This is a genomic window from Chelatococcus sp. CO-6 (assembly GCF_001271345.1).
GTDB lineage: Bacteria > Pseudomonadota > Alphaproteobacteria > Rhizobiales > Beijerinckiaceae > Chelatococcus_A > Chelatococcus_A caeni.
In genome coordinates, this window is sequence record NZ_CP012399.1 from 253,047 (window position 1) to 276,773 (window position 23,727).

Below are 23,727 nucleotides of genomic sequence, written 5' to 3' on the forward strand. Positions count from 1 at the left end.
TCAAGAGGATGACATGAACGGCGCCGACCGGCTGTGCGAGACGCTGCTCGCCAATGACATCGACGTGTGTTTCGCCAACCCGGGCACGTCCGAGATGCACTTCGTGGCGGCGCTCGACCGCCGGCCGCAGATGCGCTGCGTCCTCGGCCTGTTCGAGGGCGTGGTGACCGGCGCGGCCGACGGCTATGCGCGCATGGCGGACAAGCCGGCGGCCACGCTCCTCCACCTCGGGCCGGGGCTCGCCAACGGCCTCGCCAACCTGCACAACGCCCGGCGCGCCCGCACGCCGATGATCAACGTCGTGGGCGACCACGCCACCTACTTCCTCAAGCACGACGCGCCGCTGGCGAGCGACATCGACAGCCTCGCCCGTCCCATGTCGCAGTGGTACGGGCGGATCGGCCGTGCCGAGGAGGTGGAGGCGAAGACGCTGGAGGCCTACGAGGCAGCCATGCGCCTGCCGGGTGTCGCGACGCTCGTGCTGCCGGCCGATGCCGCCTGGGGTGAGCTGCCGGCCGGGGCTCCGCCGCGCCGGGCGTCGTTGCCGCCCTTCCGCTCCGTCACGCCGGAGGCCGTGCGTCAGGCCGCCGAGACGCTGCGCTCGGGCCGGCGCGTCGCGCTGCTCCTGACCGGCCGCGCGCTGCGGGCCGATGCACTCGCCACGGCCGACAGGATCGCCGCCGCGACGGGCGCGCGCCTCCTGATGCAGACCTCCAACAGCCGCGTGGAACGCGGGGCGGGCCGTGTCGCCATCGACAACGTGCCCTATCCGGTCGACGCGGCGCTCGCCGCTCTCGCCGATATCGACGCCATGATCGTCGTCGGCGCCAAGGTCCCGGTCGCCTTCTTCGCCTATCCCGGCAAGCCGGGCCTTCTCGTGCGCGAGGATTGCGAGATCGTGGACCTCGCGCGTCCGGGCGACGACCTCGCCGAGGCGCTCGCCTGGCTCGCCGACGAGATCGGCGTCGCGGCCGAGGCGCCCGTGCGGGTGAGCCGGGGCTTCACCGACGAGATGGCGCTGCCGGGTGGCACGCTCACAGACGATGCGGTGGCGCTTGCCGTGGCGCGCATGCTGCCGGAGGGCGCCATCGTCTGCGACGAGAGCATCACGGCGGGTGCCCGCTTCTTCGGGCTTTCGCAGGATTCCGCCCCGCACGACTACCTGCGCATCACGGGCGGCTCGATCGGCATCGGCATTCCGCTCGCGGCGGGAGCCGCGGTGGCGTGCCCGGACCGCAAGGTGGTGGCGCTGCAGGCCGACGGCAGCGGCATGTTCACGGTGCAGGGGCTGTGGACCCAGGCGCGCGAGCGGCTCGACATCGTCACCGTCGTCTTCGCCAACCGCAGCTACGCCATCCTCGAGGGCGAGATGCGCAACGTCGGCGTCAACCACTTCGGCCGCAATGCCGAGCGCATGCTGACGCTCGACGATCCGGCGCTCGACTGGGTGTCGATGGCGCGCGGCATGGGCGTGGAGGCCGGGCGCGCGGAAACCGTCGAGGATTTTGTCCGCCTCTTCGACGGCGCGCTGCGCCAGCGCGGCCCCTTCCTCATTGAAGCGGTTGTCTGAACCGGGGACAGGCCGTTCGCGGGTGTCGAATATAATTGACGCAGATGCTGTATGATGCATCTTAATTGGGCGCTTGCCCCATCGCTGGGCAGGGGTGGGCGCAATGCTGACGGGAGCGCCGGCGAGAATGGCCACAAGGCCACCGCCGCCCGTCAGGAGGAGACGATCGCAAGCGGGGAAACCGGCCGCGAGGGCCGGGCGTGCAAGGTGGCGCATCCGCCTTGCCGTGCCTTCATTCCCTTCTTCGTCTCGCACCGGATTGGCACAGGCCTTGCGATGCCCTGGCAAGGCCATGGCCGTGAGGCAGGGCAAGCAGCAAGGGGGAGTGGATGAAGAAGTCTAGCCGGTTGATCGCGGGGCTCGTCGGCCTTGCCGGTCTCACGCTCGCCGCGGCGGCGGGTGCGCAGGAGAAGCCGACGCCAGGCGGCACGCTCAACATGATCGCCCAGCCCGAGCCGCCGATGCTCATGGTCGGGCTCAACACCCAGGGGCCGACGCTCTATGTCGGCGGCCAGATCTACCAGGGCCTTCTGAGCTACGGGAAGGACCTCGAGGTCCTGCCGTCGCTCGCCAAGGCTTGGGAGGTGTCCGAGGACGGGCTCACCTACACCTTCGCCATCCAGGAGGGGGTGAAGTGGCACGACGGCAAGCCGTTCACGGCCGAGGACGTCGTCTTCACCGCCGACAAGTTCCTGCGCGAGGCGCATCCGCGCTGGCGCTACATCGCCAACACCTATGTCGAGAGCATCACGTCGCCGTCGGCCGACACGGTGGTGTTCAAGCTCAAGCGGCCGTTCTCGGCCTTCCTCTACGCCTTCGAGCTCAGCTCCTTCCCGGTGGTGCCGAAGCACGTCTATGACGGCACGGACTATCGCACCAACCCGGCCAACCAGACGCCTATCGGCACCGGTCCCTTCAAGTTCAAGGAGTGGAAGCGCGGCTCCTACATCCACCTCGTGAAGAACGAGGACTACTGGAAGCCGGGCATGCCCCACCTCGACGAGCTCTACTTCCGCATCGTCCCGGACGCAGCCTCGCGCGCGGTGGCCTTCGAGAAGGGCGCCGTCGACGTGCTGCGCGGCGGCGACGTGGAAGGCTTCGAGGTGCGCCGCCTGTCGAAGCTCGACGGCGTCACGACGACGACGGACGGCTGGGAGATGTATTCCCCGCTCGTCTTCATGCAGTGGAACATGCGCAAGGCCCCGTTCGACAACAAGCTCGTGCGCAAGGCCATCATGCACGCCGTCGACCGCGACTTCGTCGTCCGCAACGTCTGGTTCGGCCTGGGCAAGCCGGCGGTCAGCCCCTTCGCCTCGACGACGCGCTTCTTCTCCGACGACGTGTCGACCTATCCCTTCGATCTCGCCAAGGCGAAGGAGCTCATCGCCCAGTCCGGCGTGAAGCCGCAGGAACACACCATCCGCCTCATGCCGATCCCCTACGGCACGCAGTGGGACCGCATGGCCGAATATGTGAAGCAGCAGCTCGAGCAGCTCGGTTTCAAGGTGGACATCCGCGCGGTCGATGCCGGCGGATGGTCGCAGGCGCTGTCCGAGTGGGACTTCGACATCACCTTCAACTTCACCTACCAGTACGGTGACCCGGCGCTCGGCGTCGCCCGCCACTACCTGTCGACCAACATCATCAAGGGCACGCCCTTCGCCAACAACGAGGGCTACCAGAACCCGGCCGTGGACGAGCTGTTCCTCAAGGCCGCGAGCGCGGTGGACGAGGCGGAGGCCAAGGCCGCCTATGCCGAGGTGCAGAAGATGATCACGGACGACGTGGCGCTCGGCTGGCTGTTCGAGCAGCGCAACGTCACCATCATGCGCGACAAGGTGAAGAACCTCGTGCGCACCGGCATCGGCGTCAACGAGTCGATGGACGACGTCTGGATCGCCAAGTAACGCGCCGGTCGATCTGACGCGCGGGTCGATCCATCAAGCCCGGCGCCGCCGCGTGGCGCCGGGCGGGTGGGCGAGGGCATCCGTGCCCGGCCCCTGCCGCTGGCCGGCGGCGTGGGGCTAAGCCAAACTCCGGAGTAAAGCGTGAAGACGCTCGAGTTCCTCATCCAGCGCCTCGCCAAGGCGGCCTTCGTCGTCCTTGGAGTGGTGATCCTCAACTTCCTGCTCATCCAGCTCGCGCCGGGCGACCCCGCCGCCGTGCTGGCGGGCGAGGCGGGTGCCGGCGACGAGCAGTTCATCGCCCAGCTCAGGGCCCAGTTCGGCCTCGACCAGCCGCTCTACGTGCAGCTCCTGAGCTATCTCCAGAACATCCTGTCCGGCGATCTCGGCTATTCCTACCGCAACCAGGTGCCGGTCGCCGATCTCATCATGGAGCGCCTGCCGGCGACGCTGCTCTTGACCGGCAGCGCCTTCGTCTTCTCGCTCGTCCTCGGCATCGTGCTCGGCGTGCTCGCCGCGTACAAGCGCGGCAGCCTCGGCGACAGCCTGATCATGACGGGCGCGCTCGTCTTCTATGCCACGCCACTCTTCTGGGTGGCGCTGATGGCTGTCCTCGTCTTCTCCATCCATCTCGACTGGCTGCCGCCCTTCGACATGGAGAGCATCGGCGCCGGCTATACCGGCTGGGCGCGGGTCATGGACATCGCCCACCATCTGGTGCTGCCCACCGTGACGCTCGGCCTCTTCTTCACGGCCGTCTACACGCGCCTCACCCGCGCCTCCATGCTCGAGGTGATGAACCTCGATTTCGTCAAGACGGCCCGCGCCAAGGGCGTGCCCAAGGGACGCATCATCCGCCGCCACGTGCTGCGCAACGCCATCCTGCCGGTCTTCACCTTCGCCAGCGTGCAGGCCGGCCAGCTCGTCGGCGGGGCGGTGCTGACCGAGACCGTCTTCGCCTGGCCGGGCATCGGCCGGCTGATGTTCGACGCGCTGATGCAGCGGGACTATCCGGTCCTGCTCGGCGTCTTCCTCGTCACGGCGGCCGTCGTCGTCCTCGTGAATCTCGTGGCGGATCTGCTCTATCGCTTCGTCGATCCGCGCATCGAAACTGCAGGGTAACGGCCATGAGCTTCCTTCGCCGCTATGCGCAGAACATCGGCGCGCTGATCGGCCTCGCGATCCTCGTGGTCGTGGTCCTGGTCGCCTTCGCCGCGCCCGTCCTCTATCCCGTCAGCCCCTGGCAAGGGGTGGGCGAGCCGCTGCTCGGCCCCTTCGAGGATCCCGCCTATCCGCTCGGCACCGATCTGCTCGGCCGTGACATCGCCGCCGGCATCGCCTATGGCGCGCGCGTCTCGCTCCTCATCGGCATCATCTCGACGGCGGTCGCGGTCGTCATCGGGGTGGCACTCGGCGCGCTCGCCGGCTTCTACGGCGGGCGGGTGGACGACATGCTGATGCGCTTCACCGAGTTCTTCCAGACCATCCCGGCCTTCGCCATGGCGGTGGTGCTGGTGGCCATCTTCAGCCCCAACATCACCTCCATCACGCTCGCCATCGCCGTCGTCTCCTGGCCGCCGGTGGCGCGGCTGGTGCGCGGCGAGTTCCTGAGCCTGCGCTCGCGCGAGTTCGTGCAGGCGGCGGTGGTCGTCGGCCAGACGGGCCCGCGCATCATGGCGACGCAGATCCTGCCCAACGCCATCTCGCCCATCATCGTCACCGCCTCGCTGATGGTCGCGACCGCCATCCTGACGGAGAGCTCCCTGTCCTTCCTCGGGCTCGGCGACCGCAACATGATGAGCTGGGGCTTCATGATCGGCGCGGCGCGCACGATGCTGCGCGAGGCCTGGTGGCTCAGCGTCTTTCCCGGTGTCGCCATCCTCGTCACGGTGCTCGCCATCAACCTGATCGGTGAGGGGCTGAACGACGCCATGAACCCGCACCTGCGCGGCCGCAAGGGGTGAGGACGAGACGATGAAGCCGATCACACCCCTCCTCAAGGTCGACGGCCTGTCGATCGAGCTGCCCGCCGGGTTCGACCGCAAATATGCCGTTGAGAACCTTTCCTACACGCTCGAAGCCGGCGAGATCCTCTGCGTCGTCGGTGAATCCGGTTCCGGCAAGTCGATGACGGCCAATGCCATCATGGGGCTGCTGCCGTCCTACCTGAAGCCTTCGGCGGGCCGCATCCTCCTCAAGGGGCGCGATCTCCTCGCCATGAGTGAGGCGGAGCTTGCGCGCGAGCGCGGCCGCAGCGTCTCCATGATCTTCCAGGAGCCGCTGTCGGCGCTCAATCCGCTGATGACGGTGGGCGAGCAGATCGCCGAGGTCATGCTGGTGCACGGCGAGGGCGATGCCAGGAGCCGGGATGAGCGCGTGCTCGAACTGCTGGACTACGTCGGCCTGCCGGACCCGGCGAGCCTGCGCCATTCCTATCCCTTCCGCCTCTCGGGCGGGCAGCGCCAGCGCGTCATGATCGCCATGGCGCTAGCGCTCGAGCCGGCGATGCTCGTCGCCGACGAGCCGACGACGGCGCTCGACGTGACGACCCAGGCGCAGATCCTCGACCTCATTCGTCGTATCCAGCGCGCCAAGGGCATGGGCGTGCTCTTCATCACCCACGATTTCGGCGTCGTCGCCGACATCGCCGACAAGGTGGTGGTGATGGAGAAGGGGCTCATCGTCGAGCAGGGCACGGCGGACGACGTGCTCAACCGGCCGCGGCATCCCTATACGCGCCGCCTGATCGCGGCCGTGCCGCATCCCGACGCGAGCGCCACGCGCGCCGAGGCCGCCGGCGAGCCGCTCCTCGAGGTGCGCAACCTTCAGAAGACCTACCGCAGCGGCGGGGGCCTCTTCACGCGCCGGCGCATCGTCAAGGCGGTGGACGATGTCAGCTTTACCCTGCGGCGCGGCGAGACGCTCGGCGTCGTCGGCGAATCCGGTTCCGGCAAGTCGACGCTCGGGCGCTGCATCCTCAAGCTCACCGACGTGGACGGGGGCGAGATCCGCTACCGCGGCAAGGACCTCGTGCCGCTGTCGCAGGCGGCCTTCCGGCCCATGCGCCGGCACCTGCAGATGGTGTTCCAGGATCCCTTCGCCTCGCTCAATCCGCGCCACACCATCGGCCGCATCCTCACGGACGGGCCGGTCGCCAACGGCGTGCCGATGGACGAGGCGCAGAAGAAGGCGCGCGACCTGCTCGCCCTCGTCGGGCTCGACCCTTCGGCCTATGACCGCTACCCGCACGAGTTCTCGGGCGGCCAGCGCCAGCGCGTCGGCATCGCCCGTGCGCTTGCGCTCGATCCCGAGCTGCTGGTGGCGGACGAGAGCGTGTCGGCGCTCGACGTCTCCGTGCAGGCGCAGGTGCTCGACCTCATGCATGACCTGCAGAAGAAGCTCGACATCGCCGTCATCTTCATCACGCACGACCTCAGGGTCGCGGCCGAGGTCTGCGACAAGATCGCGGTGATGTATCGCGGCGCCATCGTCGAAGCCGGCCCGCCGGCCGAGGTCTTCAATGCGCCGCGCCACGCCTACACGCAGAAGCTCATCGCGGCCATCCCGGGCCGCCACTGGAACCCTCGCGCCGCCGTCGCCTGACGAGGGCGGGCGCCCCGCGCAGCCAAGGAGCCGAGCGCCATGCGCGCATTCTTCCACCCGGACCAGCACCTCCACGATCCCAAGCAGTTCATGCGCGTCGGCCGCATCGCCGATCCGACCGACCTGCCGAGCCGCACGGAAGCGCTCATGGCGGCGCTGACCCGGGTCGGCATCGCGCCGCAGGTGCCGGAGGACTACGGCACCGCGCCGGCGCTCGCCATTCACAAGCCGCACTATCTCGACTTCCTCGCCACCGCCTACGAGCGCTGGGTCAAGCTGCCGAACGCCGGGCCGGAGGTGCTGCCCAACGTCTCGCCTTACTGGAACGGCAGCCCCGACCGTGACGGCCGGCCGCCGTGCCGCTCCAGCCACGTCGTGGCCGAGGCCGGCTACTACCTCGGTGACCTCGCCGTGCCGCTCGGTCCGCAGACGTGGCGCTCGGCCCTCTCATCGACCCATACCGCGACGGCCGCGGCCGATGCCGTCCTCGCAGGCGAGCGCCTCGCCTATGCGCTGTGCCGCCCCTCGGGCCACCATTGCCGCACGGATCGGGCCTCGGGCTTCTGCTATCTCAACAACTCGGCCATCGCCGCGCAGCGGCTGCGTTCGCGTTTCGCCAAGGTGGCGGTGCTCGATGTCGATGCCCACCACGGCGACGGCACGCAGGAGATCTTCTATCGCCGGGCCGACGTGCTGACGGTCTCCGTCCATGCCGACCCGCAGATCTACTATCCCTTCTACATCGGCTATGCGGACGAGCGCGGCTCGGGCGAGGGGGAGGGCTTCAACCTCAACCTGCCGCTCGCCGCCGGCAGCGGCGACGAGGCGTTCCACGCCGCAGCGGCGCGCGGGCTCGAGGCGGTCGCCGCCTTCGGCGCCGAGGCGCTCGTCGTCGCCCTCGGCTACGACAGCCACCGGGAGGATCCGCTCAGCGTCCTGTCCGTCACGACGGACGGCTTTGCCGGCGTCGGCCGGCTGATCGGCGCCGCCGGCCTGCCGACCGTCGTCGTGCAGGAGGGCGGCTACCAGGTCTCCGTCATCGGCGATTGCCTCGAGCGCTTCCTGACCGGGCTTGCGGGATAGGACCCGTGGCCGTCCGTGTCCGCCATAGCGCCGGCGCGCGCGTCAGGCCCCGGGCCTTCGACGCGATCGAGCACGTGCGCCTTGGCGAGGCGGTGTACCAGCGCATCGCCGAGGCGCTGGTCCGGGGCGAGCTGCGTCCCGGGGACCGGTTGAAGATCCGCGACATCGCCGAGGAGATGGGCACGAGCGTCACCCCCGTGCGCGACGCCATCCTGCGTCTCGTGCAGGACGGGGCGCTCGTCCAGCGCAGCCCGCGCGACATCCGCGTGCCCGTGCTGGGGCGCGACGAATATCTGGAGATCCGCCGCATCCGCCTCGAGCTCGAGGGCCTCGCGGCGGAGGATGCGGCGCGCAAGGCGACGCTCGACGACATCGGGCGCCTCGCCGCCATCCTCACCGACAACGAGCGCGCCTTCGCCGAGGGGCGCCTCGACGAGGCGGTCGCGCTCAACCAGGTGTTCCACTTCGCCCTTGCCGAGATCGCCGGCCTCGGCCAGCTGCGCGCCATCCTGCACCGGCTGTGGCTGAAGATGGGGCCGGTCATCTCGGCCGCCTACGAGCGCGGCGGACGCACCATGATCGACCACCATCATGCCGTGCTCGACGCCGTGCGCCGGGCCGACCCCGCCGGGGCGCGCGCCGCCATCCAGCAGGACATCGCCTGCGGCGGGGACGTCATCCTCGGCACCGACGTGCTTGCTTCCCCTTCCGACGACTGATTTGCGAGCTCCGCCATGGCCAGCACCCCCTCGTCCCTCCCGCGTGATACGCGCATCGATGCCGAGCGCTTCTGGTCGACCATCGAGCGTTCGGCCGGGATCGGCCTCGGCCGCGAGGGCGGCCTGTCGCGCCTGGCGCTGAGCGATGCCGACAAGGAGATGCGTGACGTCTTCGTCGGCTGGTGCCGGGAGGCCGGCCTTGCCGCGACGGTCGACAAGGTCGGCAACATCTTCGCCCGCCGCGCGGGGCGCGAGAACGACCTGCCGCCGGTCGTGATGGGCAGCCACCTCGACACCCAGGCCAACGGCGGCCGCTTCGACGGCATCGTCGGCGTGCTCGGCGCGCTCGAGGTCGTGCGCCGGCTCAACGACATCGGCCACATCACGCGTCGGCCCATCGAGATCGTCGACTGGACCAACGAGGAGGGCGGGCGCTTCTCACCGCCGATGACGGCCTCGGGCTGCTTTGCCGGCGCCTACAGCCTCGATTTCGTGCATGGCCGGCCGGGCGACGACGGCCCGACGTTCGGCGAGGAGCTGAAGCGCATCGGCTATCTCGGCGAGGCGCCGGTCGGCGGGCGTCCGCTCGACGCCTATTTCGAGCTGCACATCGAGCAGGGGCCGATCCTCGACGCCGAAAGGATCGAGGTCGGCGTCGTCACCCACGCCTATGCCTCGCACGGCTTCCTCGTCGCCTTCCGCGGCGAGACGGCCCATACCGGGCCGTGGCCCATGGAGAAGCGGCGCAATGCCCTCGTCGCCGCCGCGCGACTGCTCGTCGCCGTCGACGACATCGGCTGGGACCATGCCGCGAGCGGCGGCAAGGCGACGGCTGCGCGGCTCGCCGCCTGGCCCAACAAGGCCGGCATCCTGTCGGACTGGGCGGAATGCGTCTGCGACGTGCGCCACGACGATCCGGCGACTGCCGCGGTAATGGCCGAGCGCGTCACGCGCGCGGTCGGCGAGGCGGCGGCGCGGGCCGGCTGTACCGCCGAGATCCTCGATCGCTGGCAATGGGGCGGCCGCATCTTCGATGCCGACATGGTCGCCGGCGTGCGCGAGACGGCGCGCAGCCTCGGCTACAGCCATCGCGACCTGCCGAGCCAGGCGGGGCATGATGCCTATTTCCTGGCGCGGGTCTGCCCGACGGCGATGATCTTCACGCCCTGCCGCGGCGGCATCACCCACAACAACAACGAATTCGCGAGCCGCGAGGAACTGGCCCCCGGCGTCAACGTGCTGCTGCATGCCGCCGTGGCCCGGGCCGACCGCTGAAGCGGCCGCCGCACGGAAAGAGGATGATGACGAGCCCTCGCACCCGGCCGCCGGCCGGCGATCTCCTGGCCACCGGCGTGCCGCCGCTCGACGCAGCCGAGGCAGAGCGGCTGGCGCGCGCGCATTTCGGCCTCGCCGTCACGGCACGGCCGCTCACCGGCGAGCGCGACAGCAATTTCCTGGTCACCGATGCGGACGGCCGGCGCTTCGTGCTCAAGCTCGGCAACCCCGCCGAGGAGCGGGCGGTCATCGATTTCCAGACCCGGGCGCTCCAGCATGCGCGCTCCCGCGATCCGCACCTGCCCCTGCCGCAACCGGTGCCGGCCCGCGACGGCGCCCTCATGGTGGACATCCCCGGGCCGTCCGGCGCGCGCGTCCTGCGCATCCTCTCCTATCTCGACGGCCTGCCGCTGCCCGAGGCGCCGCGCAGCCCCGCCCAGCGGCGGGCGATCGGCGCGCTTCTTGCCCGGCTCGACCGGGCGCTCGGCGACTTTACGCATCCGGCGGCCGACCACGCCCTGCTGTGGGACCTGCAGCAGGCGGCGAAGGTGCGCGAGCTCTTCCCCCACCTGCCGCCGGGGCGCGACCATGGCCTGCCTCGGCGCTTCCTCGACGCCTTCGAGGAGCACGCCCTGCCGGCATTGCCGGGCCTGCGCCGGCAGGTGATCCACAACGATGCCAATCCGCACAACCTCCTCGTGGCGCGGGACGCGCCCGAGGTCGTGACGGGCCTCATCGATTTCGGCGACATGGTGCGGGCGCCGCTGGTGCAGGAACTCGCCGTCGCCGCCGCCTACCAGCTGCTCGACGAGGGCCATCCGCTCGCCGGTGCGGCCGACGTGGTGGCCGGCTTTGCGCAAGGCATGGCGCTTGGGCCGGAAGAGCTCGCGGTGCTGTTCGATCTCATCGCCACGCGGCTCGTGCTCATCGTCGCCATCGGCGGCTGGCGTGCGGCGCGCTATCCGGACAACGCCGCCTATATCCTGCGCAACAACGCCGCCGCCTGGACCGGCCTTGAGCGCCTTGCCGCGCTCACGCGCGACGAGGCCCGGGCCTTCCTGGCCGCCGCTGCGAGGGGAGACAGCCCATGACCATGATCAATGCCTATGACCCCGCCGGCGCCGAAGCGGTGCCGGAACGCGAGCGGCAGATGATCGCCCGCCGCCAGCGGCTGCTGGGGCCCGCCTATCGATTGTTCTACGAGAACCCCGTGCATGTGGTGCGCGGGGAGGGGGCGCGGCTCTACGACCCGGACGGCAACGCCTATCTCGACGTCTACAACAACGTCGCCTGCGTCGGGCACAGCCACCCGCACGTGGTGGAGGCGATCGCCCGTCAGGCGGCGGTGCTCAACACGCACACGCGCTATCTCAACGACCTCGTGCTCGACTATGCCGAGCGCCTCCTCGCCTTGTTTCCGCCCGCGCTCGCGCATGTGATGTTCACCTGCACGGGCAGCGAAGCCAACGACCTTGCCCTGCGCATCGCCCGCGCCCACACCGGCGGCACGGGGTTCATCGTCACCCGCTTCGCCTATCACGGCGTCACCGGCACGCTCGCCGGCATGTCTCCCTCACTGGGCAAAGGCGCGCCGCTCGGCGAGGCGGTGCGCACCGTGCCGGCACCCGACAGCTATCGCACGGAAGGCGACGTCGGTTCCCGCTTCGCCCAGGACGTCGAGGCGGCGATCGCCGACATGAAGCGGGCGGGCATCCGCCCCGCCGGCCTCATCGTCGACACCATCTTCTCGAGCGACGGCATCTTTCCCGATCCCGCCGGCTTCCTCGCGCCGGCGGTGGAGGCGATCCGCCGGGCCGGCGGCGTCTTCATCGCCGACGAGGTGCAGCCCGGCTTCGGCCGCACGGGCGCGCACATGTGGGGCTTTGCCCGCCACGGCATCACGCCGGACATGGTCAGCCTCGGCAAGCCCATGGGCAACGGCCACCCCATCGCCGGGCTCGTCGTGCGCCCGGAGGTGGTGGAGACCTTCGGCCGCACGGTGCGCTACTTCAACACCTTCGGCGGCAATCCCGTCTCCTGCGCGGCGGGCATGGCGGTGCTCGACGTCATCGAGAAGGAGGGCCTCCTCGACAATGCGCGGCGCGTCGGCGCCTATCTCAAGGCAGGGCTCGACAACCTCGCCCAGCGCCACGAGGTGATCGGCGACGTGCGCGGCGCGGGACTGTTCGTCGGCGTCGAGCTCGTGCGCGACCGGGCCAGCCGCGCGCCGGCGGGCGACATCGCCGCGCGTCTCGTCAACGGCCTCAGGGAGCGGCGCGTCCTCATCAGCGCCGCTGGCCCCGCCGGCAACATCCTCAAGATCCGCCCGCCGCTCGTGTTCTCCGAGGCGGACGCGGACCTCTTCCTCGCCGCTGTCGACGAGGTGCTCGGCGGACTGGCCCCATGAGCACCGCGGGCGCCGCGTCCGGCGCATCTGCCCCCGCTGCGCTCGAAGGGCGGCATATCGGGGCGGTTCTGCTGCTCGCGCTGCTGTGGGGCTTCAACTGGCCGGCGGTGCGCATCGCGCTCGACGAGATCGCGCCGTGGACGCTGCGCACCATCGGCCTCTCGCTCGGCGGGGCGGTGCTGATGGGCGTCGCCCGGATGCGCGGCCTGCCGCTCGTGGTGCCGGCGCGGGCGGTGCCGGTGCTCGTCCTGACCGGCCTTCTCTCGATCGCCGCCTTCAACATCCTGCTCGCCTTCGCGCAGCTCGCGGCGCCGACCTCGCGCGCGGCGATCCTGACCTTCACCATGCCGCTGTGGGCCGCGCTCTTCGCCCGGCTGCTCCTCGGCGAACGCCTCGACGGGCGCAAGCGCGCGGGCCTTCTGCTCGGCATCCTCGGCCTTGCGGCGCTCGGCGTGCCGCTCGTCCTCGCCGGCGCCTGGTCCTATGGGCTTCTGCTGGCGCTCGGCGCCGGCATGGCCTGGGCGCTCGGCACCGTCATCGGCAAGCGCCATCCCGTTCCCGCCTCCGCCCTCGTCATCGCCGGCTGGCAGCTCCTCATCGGCGCCGCCGCGGCGGCGGCCGGCATGCTCGCCTTCGAGGGGTTGCCGGCGCCCGTCCTGCCGGGGCCGAAGGTGCTCGCGGCGCTCGCCTATCACGTGCTCCTTGCGCAGGCGCTCGCCTATCTCGTCTGGTTTGCGGCGCTGGCGCGCGTGCCGGCCGGCACGATGAGCCTCGGCACTTTGCTCGTTCCCGTCGTCGGCGTCCTCGGCTCCATGCTCCTCATCGGCGAGCGGCCGGCCGTCACCGACTGGCTCGGCCTTGCCCTCCTCGTCGCCGCGGCGGCAGCGGTGCTGCCCCGTCCGCGCCTGTCCTGAAACCCGTGAGGTGATCCGATGGCTTTCAAATGCACCGTCCCCGCCGTTCCCACCGTGCAGGTCGACGACGCCAACATCCGCATCACGCGCTGGGATTTCGCGCCGGGCGCGGTGACCGGCTGGCACAGCCACGGCTGGCCCTATTTCGTCGTGCTGCTGACGGACGGCATCCTGCGCATCCACGACGGCAAGCAGGTCCACGACAACCATCTCGTCGCCGGCCAGTCCTACATGCGCCAGGCAGGCGTCGAGCACGACGTGATGAACGGCTCCGACCATCCGCTGTCCTTCATCGAGATCGAGGTGAAGAACCCGGCGGCTTTCGCAGGCACGCCCGGCCAGGGCTGATCGCGCCTTACGTGGCCGCCGCGATCTCCGCGACGCTCGGCGGGGCGGCCTTGATCGTCTTGGTCACCACATAGGTGAAATAGCGCTCGATGCCGATTTCGGCCGTCAGCAGCCGGTCGATGAGGCGCTGGTAGCTGTCGATATCGCGCGTCATGACCCGCATGATGTAGTCGACGCCGCCGCCAGTGGCGTCGCAGGCGACGATCTGCGGCTCGCGCGCGATCGCATCCTCGAAGCGGCGGAAGTCGGCCTGAGCGTGGCTGCGCAGCGTCACCTCGACGAGCACGGTCGTGAAGCGGCCGATGCGCTCCAGGTCGAGCCGCGCCTCGTAGCCGCGGATGAGGCCGATCTCCTCGAGCCGCTTCAGCCGCTCCCAGCAGGCGGTCGGCGACAGGTTGACCGCCTCGGCGAGCCTCAGCTTCGTGATGCGCCCGTCGCGCTGCAGCACGGAAAGGATGTTGAGGTCGATCCTGTCGAGTTTTGCCATCGCGTCCCGCAGCCGGATATTGTAATGATGTCGAAGCGGCATTGTAGCGGGTCAATCCATGGTGCGACACATCGAAATTGACGCCGGCGGCGAGGCGGGCCATGGAGAGGCGGCATCCGGATCAGCCGGGGGATGGCATCCGCTGCTGCCGCGCCGGCCCGGCGCGACCAAGCACAAGCTGCTCACCGAGGCGATCATCGCCGATATCGAGGGGGGCCTCCTGCCGCCGCGGGCGCGCATGCCGACGCACCGGGAGCTCGCCCGCCGCATCGGCGTCTCCGTGCAGACGGTCAGCATCAGCTACAAGGAGGCGGAGCGGCTCGGCTACCTGAGCGGCGAGGTGGGGCGCGGCACCTTCGTGCGCAGCCGCATCACCGAGCAGGCCGACCGCTTCATGCTCGACCGCAGCCCGGGCGACAAGGCGGACCTGTCCATCATCCGCGCCGTCTATACGGAGGCGCACGAGCGCGCCTCGCGGGCCATGATGACCGCGCTCGCCGAGGCGGACAACAGCGCCTTCATGCGCCCGTGCCGACCGATCGCCGGGCTTGATGCGCACCGCGCCGCCGGCCAGCAATGGGTGGCGCGGCTTGGCGTCAGCACCGACCGCAACCGCATCCTCATCACCAACGGCGCGGCGCACGGCCTCTTCCTGGCCGTCGCCGCCGTGGTGCGGCGCGGCGACGTGGTGCTGACGGAGAGCCTGACCGACCACGGCATCATCGGCCTTGCCAACGTGCTCGGCTTCACCTTGCGCGGCCTGCCGACCGACGGGGAAGGCGTGCTGGTGGAGGCCTTCGAGGCCGCCTGCCGCAGCGGGGACGTCGCCGCGCTCGTCATGGTGCCCACCCTCGGCAATCCGACGAGCCACGTGGCCGGGGCCGAGCGGCGCCGGCAGATCGCCGAGGTGGCGCGCCGGCATGGCGTCTTCGTCATCGAGGACGAGGTCTACAAGCCGCTGGTCGCCGAGCCGTTGCCGGCCTATGCCGAGCTCCTGCCGGACCTCGCCTTCTTCGTCACGAGCTTCACCAAGTCGGTGCTGACGGGCCTGCGCGTCGGCTATCTCGTGGTGCCGCCGCAATATGCCATCCGCGTCGCCAGCATCCTGCGCGTGACGAGCTGGAGCGCCACCAACCTCGCCGCGGAGATCGCCACGCGCTGGGTGGAGGACGGTACGGCGGACGAGCTCGTCGCCCTGCAGCGGGCCGAAGCGCAGGCGCGCCAGGCGATCGTCGCCGATGTGCTCGGCCCCTATGTGGCCGGCAGCCATCCGCTCTCGCTCAGCGCCTGGCTCGCCGTGCCCCCGCACTGGAGCGAGGAGGGGCTCGTGCGCCAGCTGGCGCGCCGCGGCATCGCCGTGACGCCTTCCGATCCCTTCATCGCCGGCGAGGAGCGGCCGGCGGGCGGCATCCGCATCTGCCTCGGCGGGCGCCTGTCGCACGCGGCCCTGCGCGAAACGCTGGAGGCGGTGCGCGACACCTTCGCCCAGTTGCCGCCCATCTACGACGTCGACGCCATCGCCTGACGAAAAATTGTAATGATCTAATGTTTCGATTGACATGATACATGCGTGGTCCGAGCATGCTCCCGAACCAGTGACGGGAGCTGCCTTCGCCCATGTCATCTGCCGGGCCCAGGTCAATCGACGCGCCACCCATCGACGCTCCGCCGGTCGGCCTCGCCGCGATCGAGCGCGCGCGGGGTGCGCTTGCGGGCAAGGTGTCGGTGACGCCGCTGGAGCATTCGCCGAGCCTGACGGGGCTGCTGGACGCGCCCGTCTTCCTCAAGCTCGACAGCCGGCAGGAGACCGGCAGCTTCAAGCTGCGCGGCGCCACCAACGCGCTCCTTGCGCTTGGTGATGATGCGCGCCGGCGCGGCGTCGCAACGGCCTCGACCGGCAACCACGGCCGCGCGCTCGCCCATGCGGCGAAGGCGCTCGGCGTGCGTGCCGTCGTCTGCCTCTCGGCCCTCGTGCCGGCCAACAAGGTTGAGGGCGTGCGGGCGCTCGGCGCCGAGGTGTGCATCGTCGGCCGCTCGCAGGACGACGCCCAGGTCGAGGTCGATCGCCTCGTGCGCGAGGAGGGGCTGACGGCCATCCCGCCCTTCGATCATCCGGACGTCATCGCAGGCCAGGGCACCCTCGGCCTCGAGGTGGTGGAGGAATTGCCGGAGCTTGCCACACTGCTCGTGCCGCTCTCCGGCGGCGGGCTCGCGGCGGGCGTCGCGGCGGCGGTCAAGGGCGTGAAGCCGTCCGTGCGCGTGATCGGCATTTCCATGGCGCGCGGCGCGGCCATGCACGCGAGCCTCGCGGCCGGCCGGCCCGTCGCCGTGGAGGAGGTGGAGACGCTGGCCGATTCCCTCGGCGGCGGCATCGGCCTTGCCAATCGCTACACCTTCGCCATGTGCCGGGCGCTGCTCGACGATGTCGTGCTCATCGACGAGGCGGAGATCGCCGCCGGCATCCGCCATGCCTTCCATGCCGAGGGCGAGGTGGTGGAGGGGGCGGGTGCCGTCGGCATCGCCGCCATCCTCGCAGGCAAGGTGACGGCCGACGGCCCGGTCGTGGCGCTCGTCACCGGCTGCAACATCGATCCGGAGCGCCATCGCGCCATCGTCGCACAGGAAGGTGCCGCATGAGCCGCATGCTGATCCTCGGCGAGGCCGAGCTGCGCCGCATCGTCGCCCTCGACAGGAGCGCCGTCGATGCGGTGGAGGGGGCCTTCGCTGCGCTCGCGACGAAGGCGGTGGCGATGCCGCCGATCATGCGCATCGACATCCCCGAGCATCGCGGCGAGGTGGACGTGAAGAGCGCCTATGTGCCCGGTCTCGGCAGCTTCGCCATCAAGGTGAGCCCCGGCTTCTTCGACAATCCGAAGATCGGCCTGCCGAGCCTCAACGGGCTCATGATCCTCTTCTCCGCCCATACCGGGCTCGTCGAGGCGCTGTTCCTCGACAACGGCTATCTCACCGACGTGCGCACCGCCGCGGCCGGCGCGGTGGCGGCGAAGCACCTCGCCCGGCCCGATGCGCGCGTCGCCGCCATCCTCGGCGCCGGCGTGCAGGCGCGGCTGCAGCTCGAGGCGCTGACGCTGGTGAGGCCGATCGCCGAGGCGCGCATCTGGGCGCGGGACGCGGAGAAGGCGCGCGAGACGGCGGCGGCCATGGCCGACAAGCTCGGCATCGCCGTCACGGCGATGGCGGATCCCGAGAGCGCCGTGAGCGGCGCCGATGTGATCGTCACCACGACGCCGGCCGAGGCGCCGATCCTCAAGGCGGACTGGCTCCGCCCCGGCCAGCACGTCACCGCCATGGGCTCGGACGCCGAGCACAAGAACGAGATCGACCCGGCGGTCTTCGGCCGGGCCACCTATGTGGCCGACAGCCTGAAGCAGACGCGCCGGCTCGGCGAACTTCACCACGCCATCACCGCCGGTGTCGCGGCCGACGATGCGACCTTTGCCGAGCTCGGCGCTGTCGTCGCGGGCCTCGGTCCGGGCCGGCAGAGCGAGGACGAGATCACTTTGTGCGACCTGACGGGCACGGGCGTGCAGGACACGGCCATCGCCATCCTCGCCCACCGCCGCGCGGTGGAGGCGGATGCCGGCATGGCTTTCGACACAACGACAAGGACGGGAGCGGACGCGTGAGCGCAGCCACACTCAACTTCTCGCGGGAGGAATATGCCGCGCGCCTCGCCAAGACGCGGGCGGCGATGGAGAAGGCGGGCATCGATCTCCTGATCGTCACCGACCCCTCCAACATGCACTGGCTGACGGGCTACGACGGCTGGTCCTTCTACGTACACCAGTGCGTGCTCGTTGCCGGCGACGGCGAGCCGGTCTGGTACGGCCGCACGCAGGATGCCAACGGCGCCCGGCGCACGGCCTGGATCGGCGACGACAACATCCTCGCCTATCCGGACCACTACGTGCAGTCCACCGAACGCCATCCGATGGACCTGCTGTCTGAGATCATCACCGACCGCGGCTGGGGCAACGCCGTCGTCGGCGTCGAGATGGACAACTATTATTTCAGCGCCGCCGCCTATGCCTCGCTGCAGAAACACCTGCCGAACGCGCGCTTCAAGGATGCGACGGCGCTCGTCAACTGGCAGCGCGCGGTCAAGAGCCCGACCGAGCTCGACTACATGCGCAAGGCGGGCCGCATCGTCGAGAAGATGCACGCGCGCATCCTCGAGGTCGTGAAGCCCGGCCTGCGCAAGAGCGACCTCGTCGCCGAGATCTACGACGCCGGCATCCGCGGCGCGGACGGCTACGGCGGCGACTATCCCGCCATCGTGCCGCTCCTGCCCTCGGGCGCCGATGCCTCCGCCCCGCACCTGACCTGGGACGACGCGCCGATGCGCGAGGGCGAGGGCACTTTCTTCGAGATCGCCGGCTGCTACAGGCGCTATCACTGCCCCCTGTCGCGCACCGTCTTCCTCGGCAAGCCGACGCAGGCCTTCCTCGATGCGGAGAAGGCGACGCTCGAGGGCATGGAGGCGGGGCTGGCCGCGGCGAAGCCCGGCAATACCTGCGAGGACATCGCCAACGCCTTCTTCGCGGTGCTCCGGCGCTACGGCATCGTCAAGGACAACCGCACCGGCTATCCCATCGGCCTCAGCTATCCGCCCGACTGGGGCGAGCGCACCATGAGCCTCAGGCCCGGCGACCGCACGGTGCTGGAGCCGGGCATGACCTTCCACTTCATGACAGGGCTGTGGCTCGAGGACATGGGCCTCGAGATCACCGAGAGCATCGTCATCACCGAAGACGGCGTCGCGTGCCTGTCGAACGTGCCGCGCCAGCTCTTCGTCAGGGACTGAAGACCCGTGCTCATGACCCCCGCTTCGCGCCCCTCACCGGTCGTGCCGACCATCGACCTTGCCGCTCCCGGCGTGCGGCACGGGCACCTGCGCCTGCCCTACAGCCGCGATGACAGTGCCTGGGGCTCCGTGATGATCCCGATCACCGTCGTCGCGGGCGGCGAGGGGCCGACGGCACTCGTCACCGGCGGCAATCACGGCGACGAATACGAGGGGCCGGCGGCGCTCTTCGACCTCGCGCAGCGCCTCACGCCGGAGGCGGTGAGCGGGCGCGTCATCATCGTGCCGGCCATGAACTACCCGGCCTTCGCGGCCGGCACGCGCACCTCGCCCATCGACCGCGGCAATCTCAACCGCTCGTTCCCCGGTCGGCCCGACGGCACGGTGACGGAGAAGATCGCCGACTACTTCACCCGCCACCTCGTGCCGCTCGCCGATATCGTGCTCGATTTCCACTCCGGCGGGCGCACGCTCGATTTCGTGCCCTATGCGGCCGCGCACGAGTTGCCCGACAAGGCGCAGGAGGCACGCTGCTTCGCGGCGGTGGCCGCCTTCGGCGCTCCCTATTCGATGCGCATGCGCGAGATCGACGCGGTCGGCATGTACGACACGACCGTCGAGGAGATGGGCAAGGTCTTCGTCACCACCGAGCTCGGCGGCGGCGGTACCGCGAGCGCGCGCACCATCGCCATTGCCCGGCGCGGTGTCGCCAACGTGCTGCGGCACGCCGGCATCCTCGCCGGGCAGCTCGAGCCGGCCGCGAGCCGCTTCCTCGACATGCCGTCGGACGACTGCTTCGTCTTCGCCGAGGAGGCGGGCCTCGTCGCCTTCGCCAAGGACCTCGGCGAGGAGGTTTCGGAAGGGGAGGTGGTCGCGCTGATCCATCCCATCGCGCGCACGGGGCTCGCCCCCCTCGCGATGCGCGCGAAGCACGGCGGCATCCTCGCCGCGCGGCATTTTCCCGGCCTCGTGAAGCCGGGCGACTGCCTCTTCGTCACCGCAACGGTCGAGGAGGCGCCCTGACCCGTTCGCCGCCCTGGAGCCGGAAGGGCTCCAGAGCGGCCAAGCCATTTCCGCCGGCGGCAGCGCCGAAAGCCGAGCCAATCGGCATGCGGATGACTGAAGACCAGAGGAGAAGATCGATGAAGCTGTCCCTTGCCACCGGCGCCGCCGCCATTGCCCTCGTTCTCGGCCTCGGCACTGCGCAGGCCGCGAGCCTCGACGACATCAAGTCGCAGGGCTACATCCGCGCCGCCACCGCCAACGAGGTGCCCTACGGCTACATGACCCCCGACGGCTCCGCCGCCGGCATCGGTCCGGAGGTCGCCATCGCTGTGCTGAAGCGCATGGGCATCACCGAGATCAACTGGACGGTGACGCCCTTCGGCACCCTCATCCCCGGCCTCAAGGCCAACCGCTACGACTTCGTCGCGGCCGAGCAGAACATCTCGCCCGAGCGCTGCAAGCAGGTGGCCTTCACGGAGCCGAACTCGAGCTACGGCGAGGGCCTGCTCGTCAAGAAGGGCAACCCCAAGGGCCTGACGACCTACGCCGACATCGCCAAGGACCCGTCGCTGAAGGTGGCCGTCGTCTCCGGCGCCAACAATATCGACTTCCTGCGTGCCGTCGGCGTCAAGGATGAGCAGGTGGTGTTCATCACCGCCAATGCCGATGCGCTCGCCACGGTGCAGAGCCGCACGGATGCCTATGCGGCGACCGAGCTCACCGTCGCCAATCTCGCCAAGGGCCAGGGGGCGGTCGAGCAGGTGAAGCCCTTCACCGACCCGGTCGTCGACAACAAGCCGGTGCGCAACTACGGCGGCTTCGCCTTCCGTCCCGAGGACAAGGATCTTCACGACGCCTTCAACAAGGAGCTCGTCGAGTTCCGCAAGACCGACGAGTACAAGAAGATCCTCGCCTCCTACGGCCTCAGCGAGGAGAGCATCAAGGCGGCGTCCGAAAAGAACGTCGCCGACCTGTGCGCCGGCAAGTGATCGATCAACGGAGCAAGATGACCTTAAGTCGGTGTGCATTGATCCTCCCCCGCACGGGGGAGGTGGCGCCGCCGAAGTCGGGCTTGCCCGACTTCGGTTTCCAAATGTCGAACTCGGGCAAGCCCGAGTTCGATGGTGGTGACGGAGGGGGCCACGAGGTTGGCATCATAGGCGCCATTCCCGGCCTTGACCCCACCCGTCTTGCGCCTTCGGCGCGATCCACCCTCCCCTCGAGGGGAGGGATCAACGCGCACCACGAAGTCATCATGCTCTGAGAGCGCCGAGCCGCACCCGGCGGGACCGAGTGCGGCATTCCTCGACTGACGTCCGACCGGGAGGGCCGCGATGGACTGGCTCACCTATCTGCCATCCCTGGCGCAGGGCGCCCTCGTGACCGCATGGATCACGCTGGCCTCCATCGCCATCGGGGCGGCGCTCGCCTTCGCCGCCGGCATCGCCCGCGTCGAAGGCGGGCGCGCCGTCTCGACGCTCGCGCTGTGCTACACCGAGGTGTTCCGCGGCACCTCGCTGCTCGTGCAGCTCTTCTGGCTCTATTATGCCCTGCCGCTCGTCGGCCTGTCCTTCGATCCGGTGACGACGGGCATCGTCGGCCTGTCGCTCCACGTCGGCGCCTATGGCTCGGAGATCGTGCGCGGGGCGCTCAACGCCGTGCCGGTGGCGCAGCGCGAGGCGGCGCGGGCGCTCAACTTCGGGCGCGTGCACACGCTCATGCGCATCTGCCTGCCGCAGGCCATCGTCGAGATGATGCCGGCCTTCGGCAATCTCGCCATCGAGACGCTGAAGCTCTCCTCGCTCGTCTCGCTCATCTCCATCGCGGACCTGACCTTCCGCGCCCAGTCCATCCGCAACATCACCCTCGACAGCGCCACCGTCTACACGCTGACGCTCGTCGGCTACTTCCTGATGTCGCTGGTGCTCATGCTCGCCATGCGGCTGATCGAGCGGATGGTGCGGCGCGGGGCGGCCTTTCCAAGGGCGGCGCACGCATGATGTACGGCTACGCCTGGGACCTCACGACGCCGCTCACCTATGCGGCGTCCATCCTGCCGATCCTGCTGATCGGCCTCACCGTCACGCTGCAGGCGGCGGCGGCCGGCTTCGCGCTCGCCCTCGTGCTCGGCCTCGTCTTCGCGCTCCTGCGTCGCAGCCGCATCAAGGCGGTGGCCCTGACGACGGCCTTCGTCGTCGAGTTCCTGCGCGACACGCCGCTGCTCGTGCAGCTCTTCTTCCTCTACTACGTGCTGCCCGACTACGGCATCACTTTGCCGGCCTTCCTCACCGGCGTCATCGCGCTCGGCCTGCAATATTCCGCCTATACGTCGGAGGTCTACCGCGGCGGCATCGAGGCCATCCCGCGCGGGCAGTGGGAGGCCGCGACGGCGCTCAACATGACGCGCTGGCAGACCTATCGCGACATCGTCATCCCGCAGATGGTGCCGCGCATCGTCCCGACCATGGGAAACTACCTCGTCGCCATGCTCAAGGAGACGCCCGTGCTCTCCGTCGTCACCGTGCTCGAGATGCTCGGCCTCGCCAACATGATCGGCGAGCGCACCTTCGAATATCTCGTGCCCCTGTCGATGGTCGGCATCATCTTCCTCCTGCTCACCCTCATCTGCTCGGCCGGCATCCACCGGCTGGAGAAGGTGCTGCCGAAAGCCGGGATACCGCTGCGATGAACAAGGTCCTTGCACAACAGCCGGATGCGGCGAGCGCCGCCGCCGCGCCCGTCATCGAGTTCCGGAATGTCACCAAGCGCTTCGGCGCGCTCACCGTGCTCGACGACTTCAACTTCGCCGTCGCGCCGGGCGAGAAGGTGACCCTCATCGGCCCTTCGGGCTCGGGCAAGTCGACGGTGCTGCGCATCCTGATGACGCTGGAGCCCTTCCAGGAGGGGCAGCTGACGCTCGCCGGCATTCCCTATCACGAGCCGAACGGCAAGGGCCCCTTCCGCGCCAGCGACCGGCACCTGCACCAGATCCGCAGCCACGTCGGCATGGTGTTCCAGAGCTTCAACCTCTTCCCGCACATGAGCGTGCTGCGCAATGTCACCGAGGCGCCGGCCGCCGTGCTCGGCCTGTCGCGCGCCGAGGCCGAGTGCCGCGCCATCGACCTGCTGCGCATGGTCGGCCTCGCCGACAAGAAGGACCATTATCCCGCCCAGCTCTCCGGCGGGCAGCAGCAGCGCGTCGCGATCGCCCGTGCGCTCGCCATGCGCCCGCGCGTGCTGCTCTTCGACGAGCCGACCTCGGCGCTCGACCCGCAGCTCGTCGGCGAGGTGCTCGGCGTCATCCGCAACCTCGCCAGCGAGCACGACCTCACCATGCTGCTCGTCACGCACGAGATGCGCTTCGCGCGCGAGGTGTCGGACCGGGTCTGCTTCTTCGACAAGGGCCGCATCGTCGAGGAGGGCGAGCCCGAGCGCATCTTCACGGCCCCGGCCGAGCCGCGCACGCGCGAGTTCCTGCAGTCGGTGCTCGGCTAGGCGACGAGAGTTTCTCGCCTCCCGGCCGAAATACCGAAACTTCCTCGGCGGCGGGAGGCGAGAACGGACCAAGTCTCGGCGCCGCCGCGGCT

22 protein-coding genes are annotated in these 23,727 nt (G+C 69.9%); 21 read left to right on the top strand and 1 reads right to left on the bottom strand.

Annotated features, from left to right (window positions below):
• Positions 1-13: 13 nt before the first annotated feature.
• The 12 genes from AL346_RS21735 (at position 14) to AL346_RS21790 (ending at position 13,823) form a co-directional block, all read left to right on the top strand.
• Positions 14-1,570 (top strand): acetolactate synthase large subunit, encoded by a 1,557-nt coding sequence (locus tag AL346_RS21735; protein ID WP_019403047.1) that lies wholly within the window; start codon positions 14-16, stop codon positions 1,568-1,570.
• 329 nt (positions 1,571-1,899) lie between these two features.
• Positions 1,900-3,477, top strand: a complete 1,578-nt coding sequence (locus tag AL346_RS21740; protein WP_040404865.1) for an ABC transporter substrate-binding protein — start codon at positions 1,900-1,902, stop codon at positions 3,475-3,477.
• 141 nt (positions 3,478-3,618) lie between these two features.
• Positions 3,619-4,596 carry an ABC transporter permease gene (locus AL346_RS21745; RefSeq protein WP_019403049.1) on the top strand — a complete coding sequence of 326 codons (978 nt, stop codon included), beginning with the start codon at positions 3,619-3,621 and terminating at the stop codon, positions 4,594-4,596.
• A 5-nt stretch (positions 4,597-4,601) separates the two neighbouring features.
• Positions 4,602-5,438 carry an ABC transporter permease gene (locus AL346_RS21750; RefSeq protein ID WP_019403050.1) on the top strand — a complete coding sequence of 279 codons (837 nt, stop codon included), beginning with the start codon at positions 4,602-4,604 and terminating at the stop codon, positions 5,436-5,438.
• A gap of 10 nt (positions 5,439-5,448) precedes the next feature.
• The gene (locus AL346_RS21755) at positions 5,449-7,077 is read left to right on the top strand and encodes an ABC transporter ATP-binding protein (protein WP_019403051.1); all 1,629 of its coding nucleotides are present in this window, start codon (positions 5,449-5,451) and stop codon (positions 7,075-7,077) included.
• A gap of 39 nt (positions 7,078-7,116) precedes the next feature.
• The gene (locus AL346_RS21760) at positions 7,117-8,160 is read left to right on the top strand and encodes a histone deacetylase family protein (protein WP_019403052.1); all 1,044 of its coding nucleotides are present in this window, start codon (positions 7,117-7,119) and stop codon (positions 8,158-8,160) included.
• Positions 8,161-8,165: 5 nt separating this feature from the next.
• The gene (locus tag AL346_RS21765) at positions 8,166-8,879 is read left to right on the top strand and encodes a GntR family transcriptional regulator (protein ID WP_019403053.1); all 714 of its coding nucleotides are present in this window, start codon (positions 8,166-8,168) and stop codon (positions 8,877-8,879) included.
• A 15-nt stretch (positions 8,880-8,894) separates the two neighbouring features.
• Entirely contained in the window at positions 8,895-10,154 is a 1,260-nt protein-coding gene (locus tag AL346_RS21770) for a Zn-dependent hydrolase (protein ID WP_019403054.1), read from the top strand.
• 23 nt (positions 10,155-10,177) lie between these two features.
• A complete protein-coding gene (locus AL346_RS21775) occupies positions 10,178-11,245 on the top strand; it encodes a phosphotransferase (protein ID WP_019403055.1) in 1,068 nt (355 codons plus the stop codon).
• Complete coding sequence (locus AL346_RS21780; protein WP_019403056.1) at positions 11,242-12,561, top strand: aspartate aminotransferase family protein; 1,320 nt, start codon at positions 11,242-11,244, stop codon at positions 12,559-12,561. Before AL346_RS21775 ends, AL346_RS21780 begins: the two co-directional genes overlap by 4 nt.
• Positions 12,558-13,475: a DMT family transporter gene (locus tag AL346_RS21785; RefSeq protein WP_019403057.1), complete on the top strand. Its 918-nt coding sequence runs from the start codon at positions 12,558-12,560 to the stop codon at positions 13,473-13,475. Before AL346_RS21780 ends, AL346_RS21785 begins: the two co-directional genes overlap by 4 nt.
• 18 nt (positions 13,476-13,493) lie before the next feature.
• Positions 13,494-13,823, top strand: a complete 330-nt coding sequence (locus AL346_RS21790; RefSeq protein ID WP_019403058.1) for a cupin domain-containing protein — start codon at positions 13,494-13,496, stop codon at positions 13,821-13,823.
• A 7-nt stretch (positions 13,824-13,830) separates the two neighbouring features.
• Here the strand turns inward: AL346_RS21790 and AL346_RS21795 are convergent, their stop codons facing one another.
• Positions 13,831-14,310 (bottom strand): Lrp/AsnC family transcriptional regulator, encoded by a 480-nt coding sequence (locus AL346_RS21795; protein WP_040404882.1) that lies wholly within the window; start codon positions 14,308-14,310, stop codon positions 13,831-13,833.
• A gap of 58 nt (positions 14,311-14,368) precedes the next feature.
• Between AL346_RS21795 and AL346_RS21800 the strand changes: the two genes are divergently transcribed.
• The 9 genes from AL346_RS21800 (at position 14,369) to ehuA (ending at position 23,635) form a co-directional block, all read left to right on the top strand.
• Entirely contained in the window at positions 14,369-15,835 is a 1,467-nt protein-coding gene (locus AL346_RS21800; protein ID WP_019403060.1) for a PLP-dependent aminotransferase family protein, read from the top strand.
• Positions 15,836-15,927: 92 nt separating this feature from the next.
• The gene (eutB, locus tag AL346_RS21805; RefSeq protein ID WP_019403061.1) at positions 15,928-16,947 is read left to right on the top strand and encodes a hydroxyectoine utilization dehydratase EutB; all 1,020 of its coding nucleotides are present in this window, start codon (positions 15,928-15,930) and stop codon (positions 16,945-16,947) included.
• A complete protein-coding gene (gene eutC / locus AL346_RS21810) occupies positions 16,944-17,957 on the top strand; it encodes an ectoine utilization protein EutC (RefSeq protein ID WP_019403062.1) in 1,014 nt (337 codons plus the stop codon). The genes eutB and eutC overlap by 4 nt, the downstream gene beginning before the upstream one ends.
• Positions 17,954-19,135 carry an ectoine hydrolase DoeA gene (doeA, locus tag AL346_RS21815; RefSeq protein WP_019403063.1) on the top strand — a complete coding sequence of 394 codons (1,182 nt, stop codon included), beginning with the start codon at positions 17,954-17,956 and terminating at the stop codon, positions 19,133-19,135. The genes eutC and doeA overlap by 4 nt, the downstream gene beginning before the upstream one ends.
• A gap of 12 nt (positions 19,136-19,147) precedes the next feature.
• Complete coding sequence (doeB, locus tag AL346_RS21820; RefSeq protein ID WP_040404886.1) at positions 19,148-20,158, top strand: N(2)-acetyl-L-2,4-diaminobutanoate deacetylase DoeB; 1,011 nt, start codon at positions 19,148-19,150, stop codon at positions 20,156-20,158.
• A 119-nt stretch (positions 20,159-20,277) separates the two neighbouring features.
• The gene (ehuB, locus tag AL346_RS21825) at positions 20,278-21,129 is read left to right on the top strand and encodes an ectoine/hydroxyectoine ABC transporter substrate-binding protein EhuB (protein ID WP_019403065.1); all 852 of its coding nucleotides are present in this window, start codon (positions 20,278-20,280) and stop codon (positions 21,127-21,129) included.
• Positions 21,130-21,474: 345 nt separating this feature from the next.
• Positions 21,475-22,140 carry an ectoine/hydroxyectoine ABC transporter permease subunit EhuC gene (gene ehuC / locus AL346_RS21835; RefSeq protein ID WP_019403067.1) on the top strand — a complete coding sequence of 222 codons (666 nt, stop codon included), beginning with the start codon at positions 21,475-21,477 and terminating at the stop codon, positions 22,138-22,140.
• Positions 22,137-22,829, top strand: a complete 693-nt coding sequence (gene ehuD, locus AL346_RS21840; protein ID WP_026015290.1) for an ectoine/hydroxyectoine ABC transporter permease subunit EhuD — start codon at positions 22,137-22,139, stop codon at positions 22,827-22,829. Before ehuC ends, ehuD begins: the two co-directional genes overlap by 4 nt.
• Positions 22,826-23,635: an ectoine/hydroxyectoine ABC transporter ATP-binding protein EhuA gene (ehuA, locus tag AL346_RS21845; protein ID WP_019403069.1), complete on the top strand. Its 810-nt coding sequence runs from the start codon at positions 22,826-22,828 to the stop codon at positions 23,633-23,635. The genes ehuD and ehuA overlap by 4 nt, the downstream gene beginning before the upstream one ends.
• Positions 23,636-23,727 lie beyond the last annotated feature (92 nt).

Coding starts and splice junctions, on each gene's coding strand:
- ehuB (WP_019403065.1), top strand. CDS start 20,278: ATGAAGCTGTCCCTTGCCACCGGCGCCGCCGCCATTGCCCTCGTTCTC.
- ehuD (WP_026015290.1), top strand. CDS start 22,137: ATGATGTACGGCTACGCCTGGGACCTCACGACGCCGCTCACCTATGCG.
- AL346_RS21780 (WP_019403056.1), top strand. CDS start 11,242: ATGACCATGATCAATGCCTATGACCCCGCCGGCGCCGAAGCGGTGCCG.
- AL346_RS21790 (WP_019403058.1), top strand. CDS start 13,494: ATGGCTTTCAAATGCACCGTCCCCGCCGTTCCCACCGTGCAGGTCGAC.
- AL346_RS21795 (WP_040404882.1), bottom strand. CDS start 14,310: ATGGCAAAACTCGACAGGATCGACCTCAACATCCTTTCCGTGCTGCAG.
- AL346_RS21750 (WP_019403050.1), top strand. CDS start 4,602: ATGAGCTTCCTTCGCCGCTATGCGCAGAACATCGGCGCGCTGATCGGC.
- AL346_RS21760 (WP_019403052.1), top strand. CDS start 7,117: ATGCGCGCATTCTTCCACCCGGACCAGCACCTCCACGATCCCAAGCAG.
- eutC (WP_019403062.1), top strand. CDS start 16,944: ATGAGCCGCATGCTGATCCTCGGCGAGGCCGAGCTGCGCCGCATCGTC.
- ehuA (WP_019403069.1), top strand. CDS start 22,826: ATGAACAAGGTCCTTGCACAACAGCCGGATGCGGCGAGCGCCGCCGCC.
- AL346_RS21740 (WP_040404865.1), top strand. CDS start 1,900: ATGAAGAAGTCTAGCCGGTTGATCGCGGGGCTCGTCGGCCTTGCCGGT.
- AL346_RS21755 (WP_019403051.1), top strand. CDS start 5,449: ATGAAGCCGATCACACCCCTCCTCAAGGTCGACGGCCTGTCGATCGAG.
- ehuC (WP_019403067.1), top strand. CDS start 21,475: ATGGACTGGCTCACCTATCTGCCATCCCTGGCGCAGGGCGCCCTCGTG.
- doeB (WP_040404886.1), top strand. CDS start 19,148: ATGACCCCCGCTTCGCGCCCCTCACCGGTCGTGCCGACCATCGACCTT.
- AL346_RS21770 (WP_019403054.1), top strand. CDS start 8,895: ATGGCCAGCACCCCCTCGTCCCTCCCGCGTGATACGCGCATCGATGCC.
- AL346_RS21775 (WP_019403055.1), top strand. CDS start 10,178: ATGATGACGAGCCCTCGCACCCGGCCGCCGGCCGGCGATCTCCTGGCC.
- AL346_RS21785 (WP_019403057.1), top strand. CDS start 12,558: ATGAGCACCGCGGGCGCCGCGTCCGGCGCATCTGCCCCCGCTGCGCTC.
- eutB (WP_019403061.1), top strand. CDS start 15,928: ATGTCATCTGCCGGGCCCAGGTCAATCGACGCGCCACCCATCGACGCT.
- AL346_RS21735 (WP_019403047.1), top strand. CDS start 14: ATGAACGGCGCCGACCGGCTGTGCGAGACGCTGCTCGCCAATGACATC.
- AL346_RS21800 (WP_019403060.1), top strand. CDS start 14,369: ATGGTGCGACACATCGAAATTGACGCCGGCGGCGAGGCGGGCCATGGA.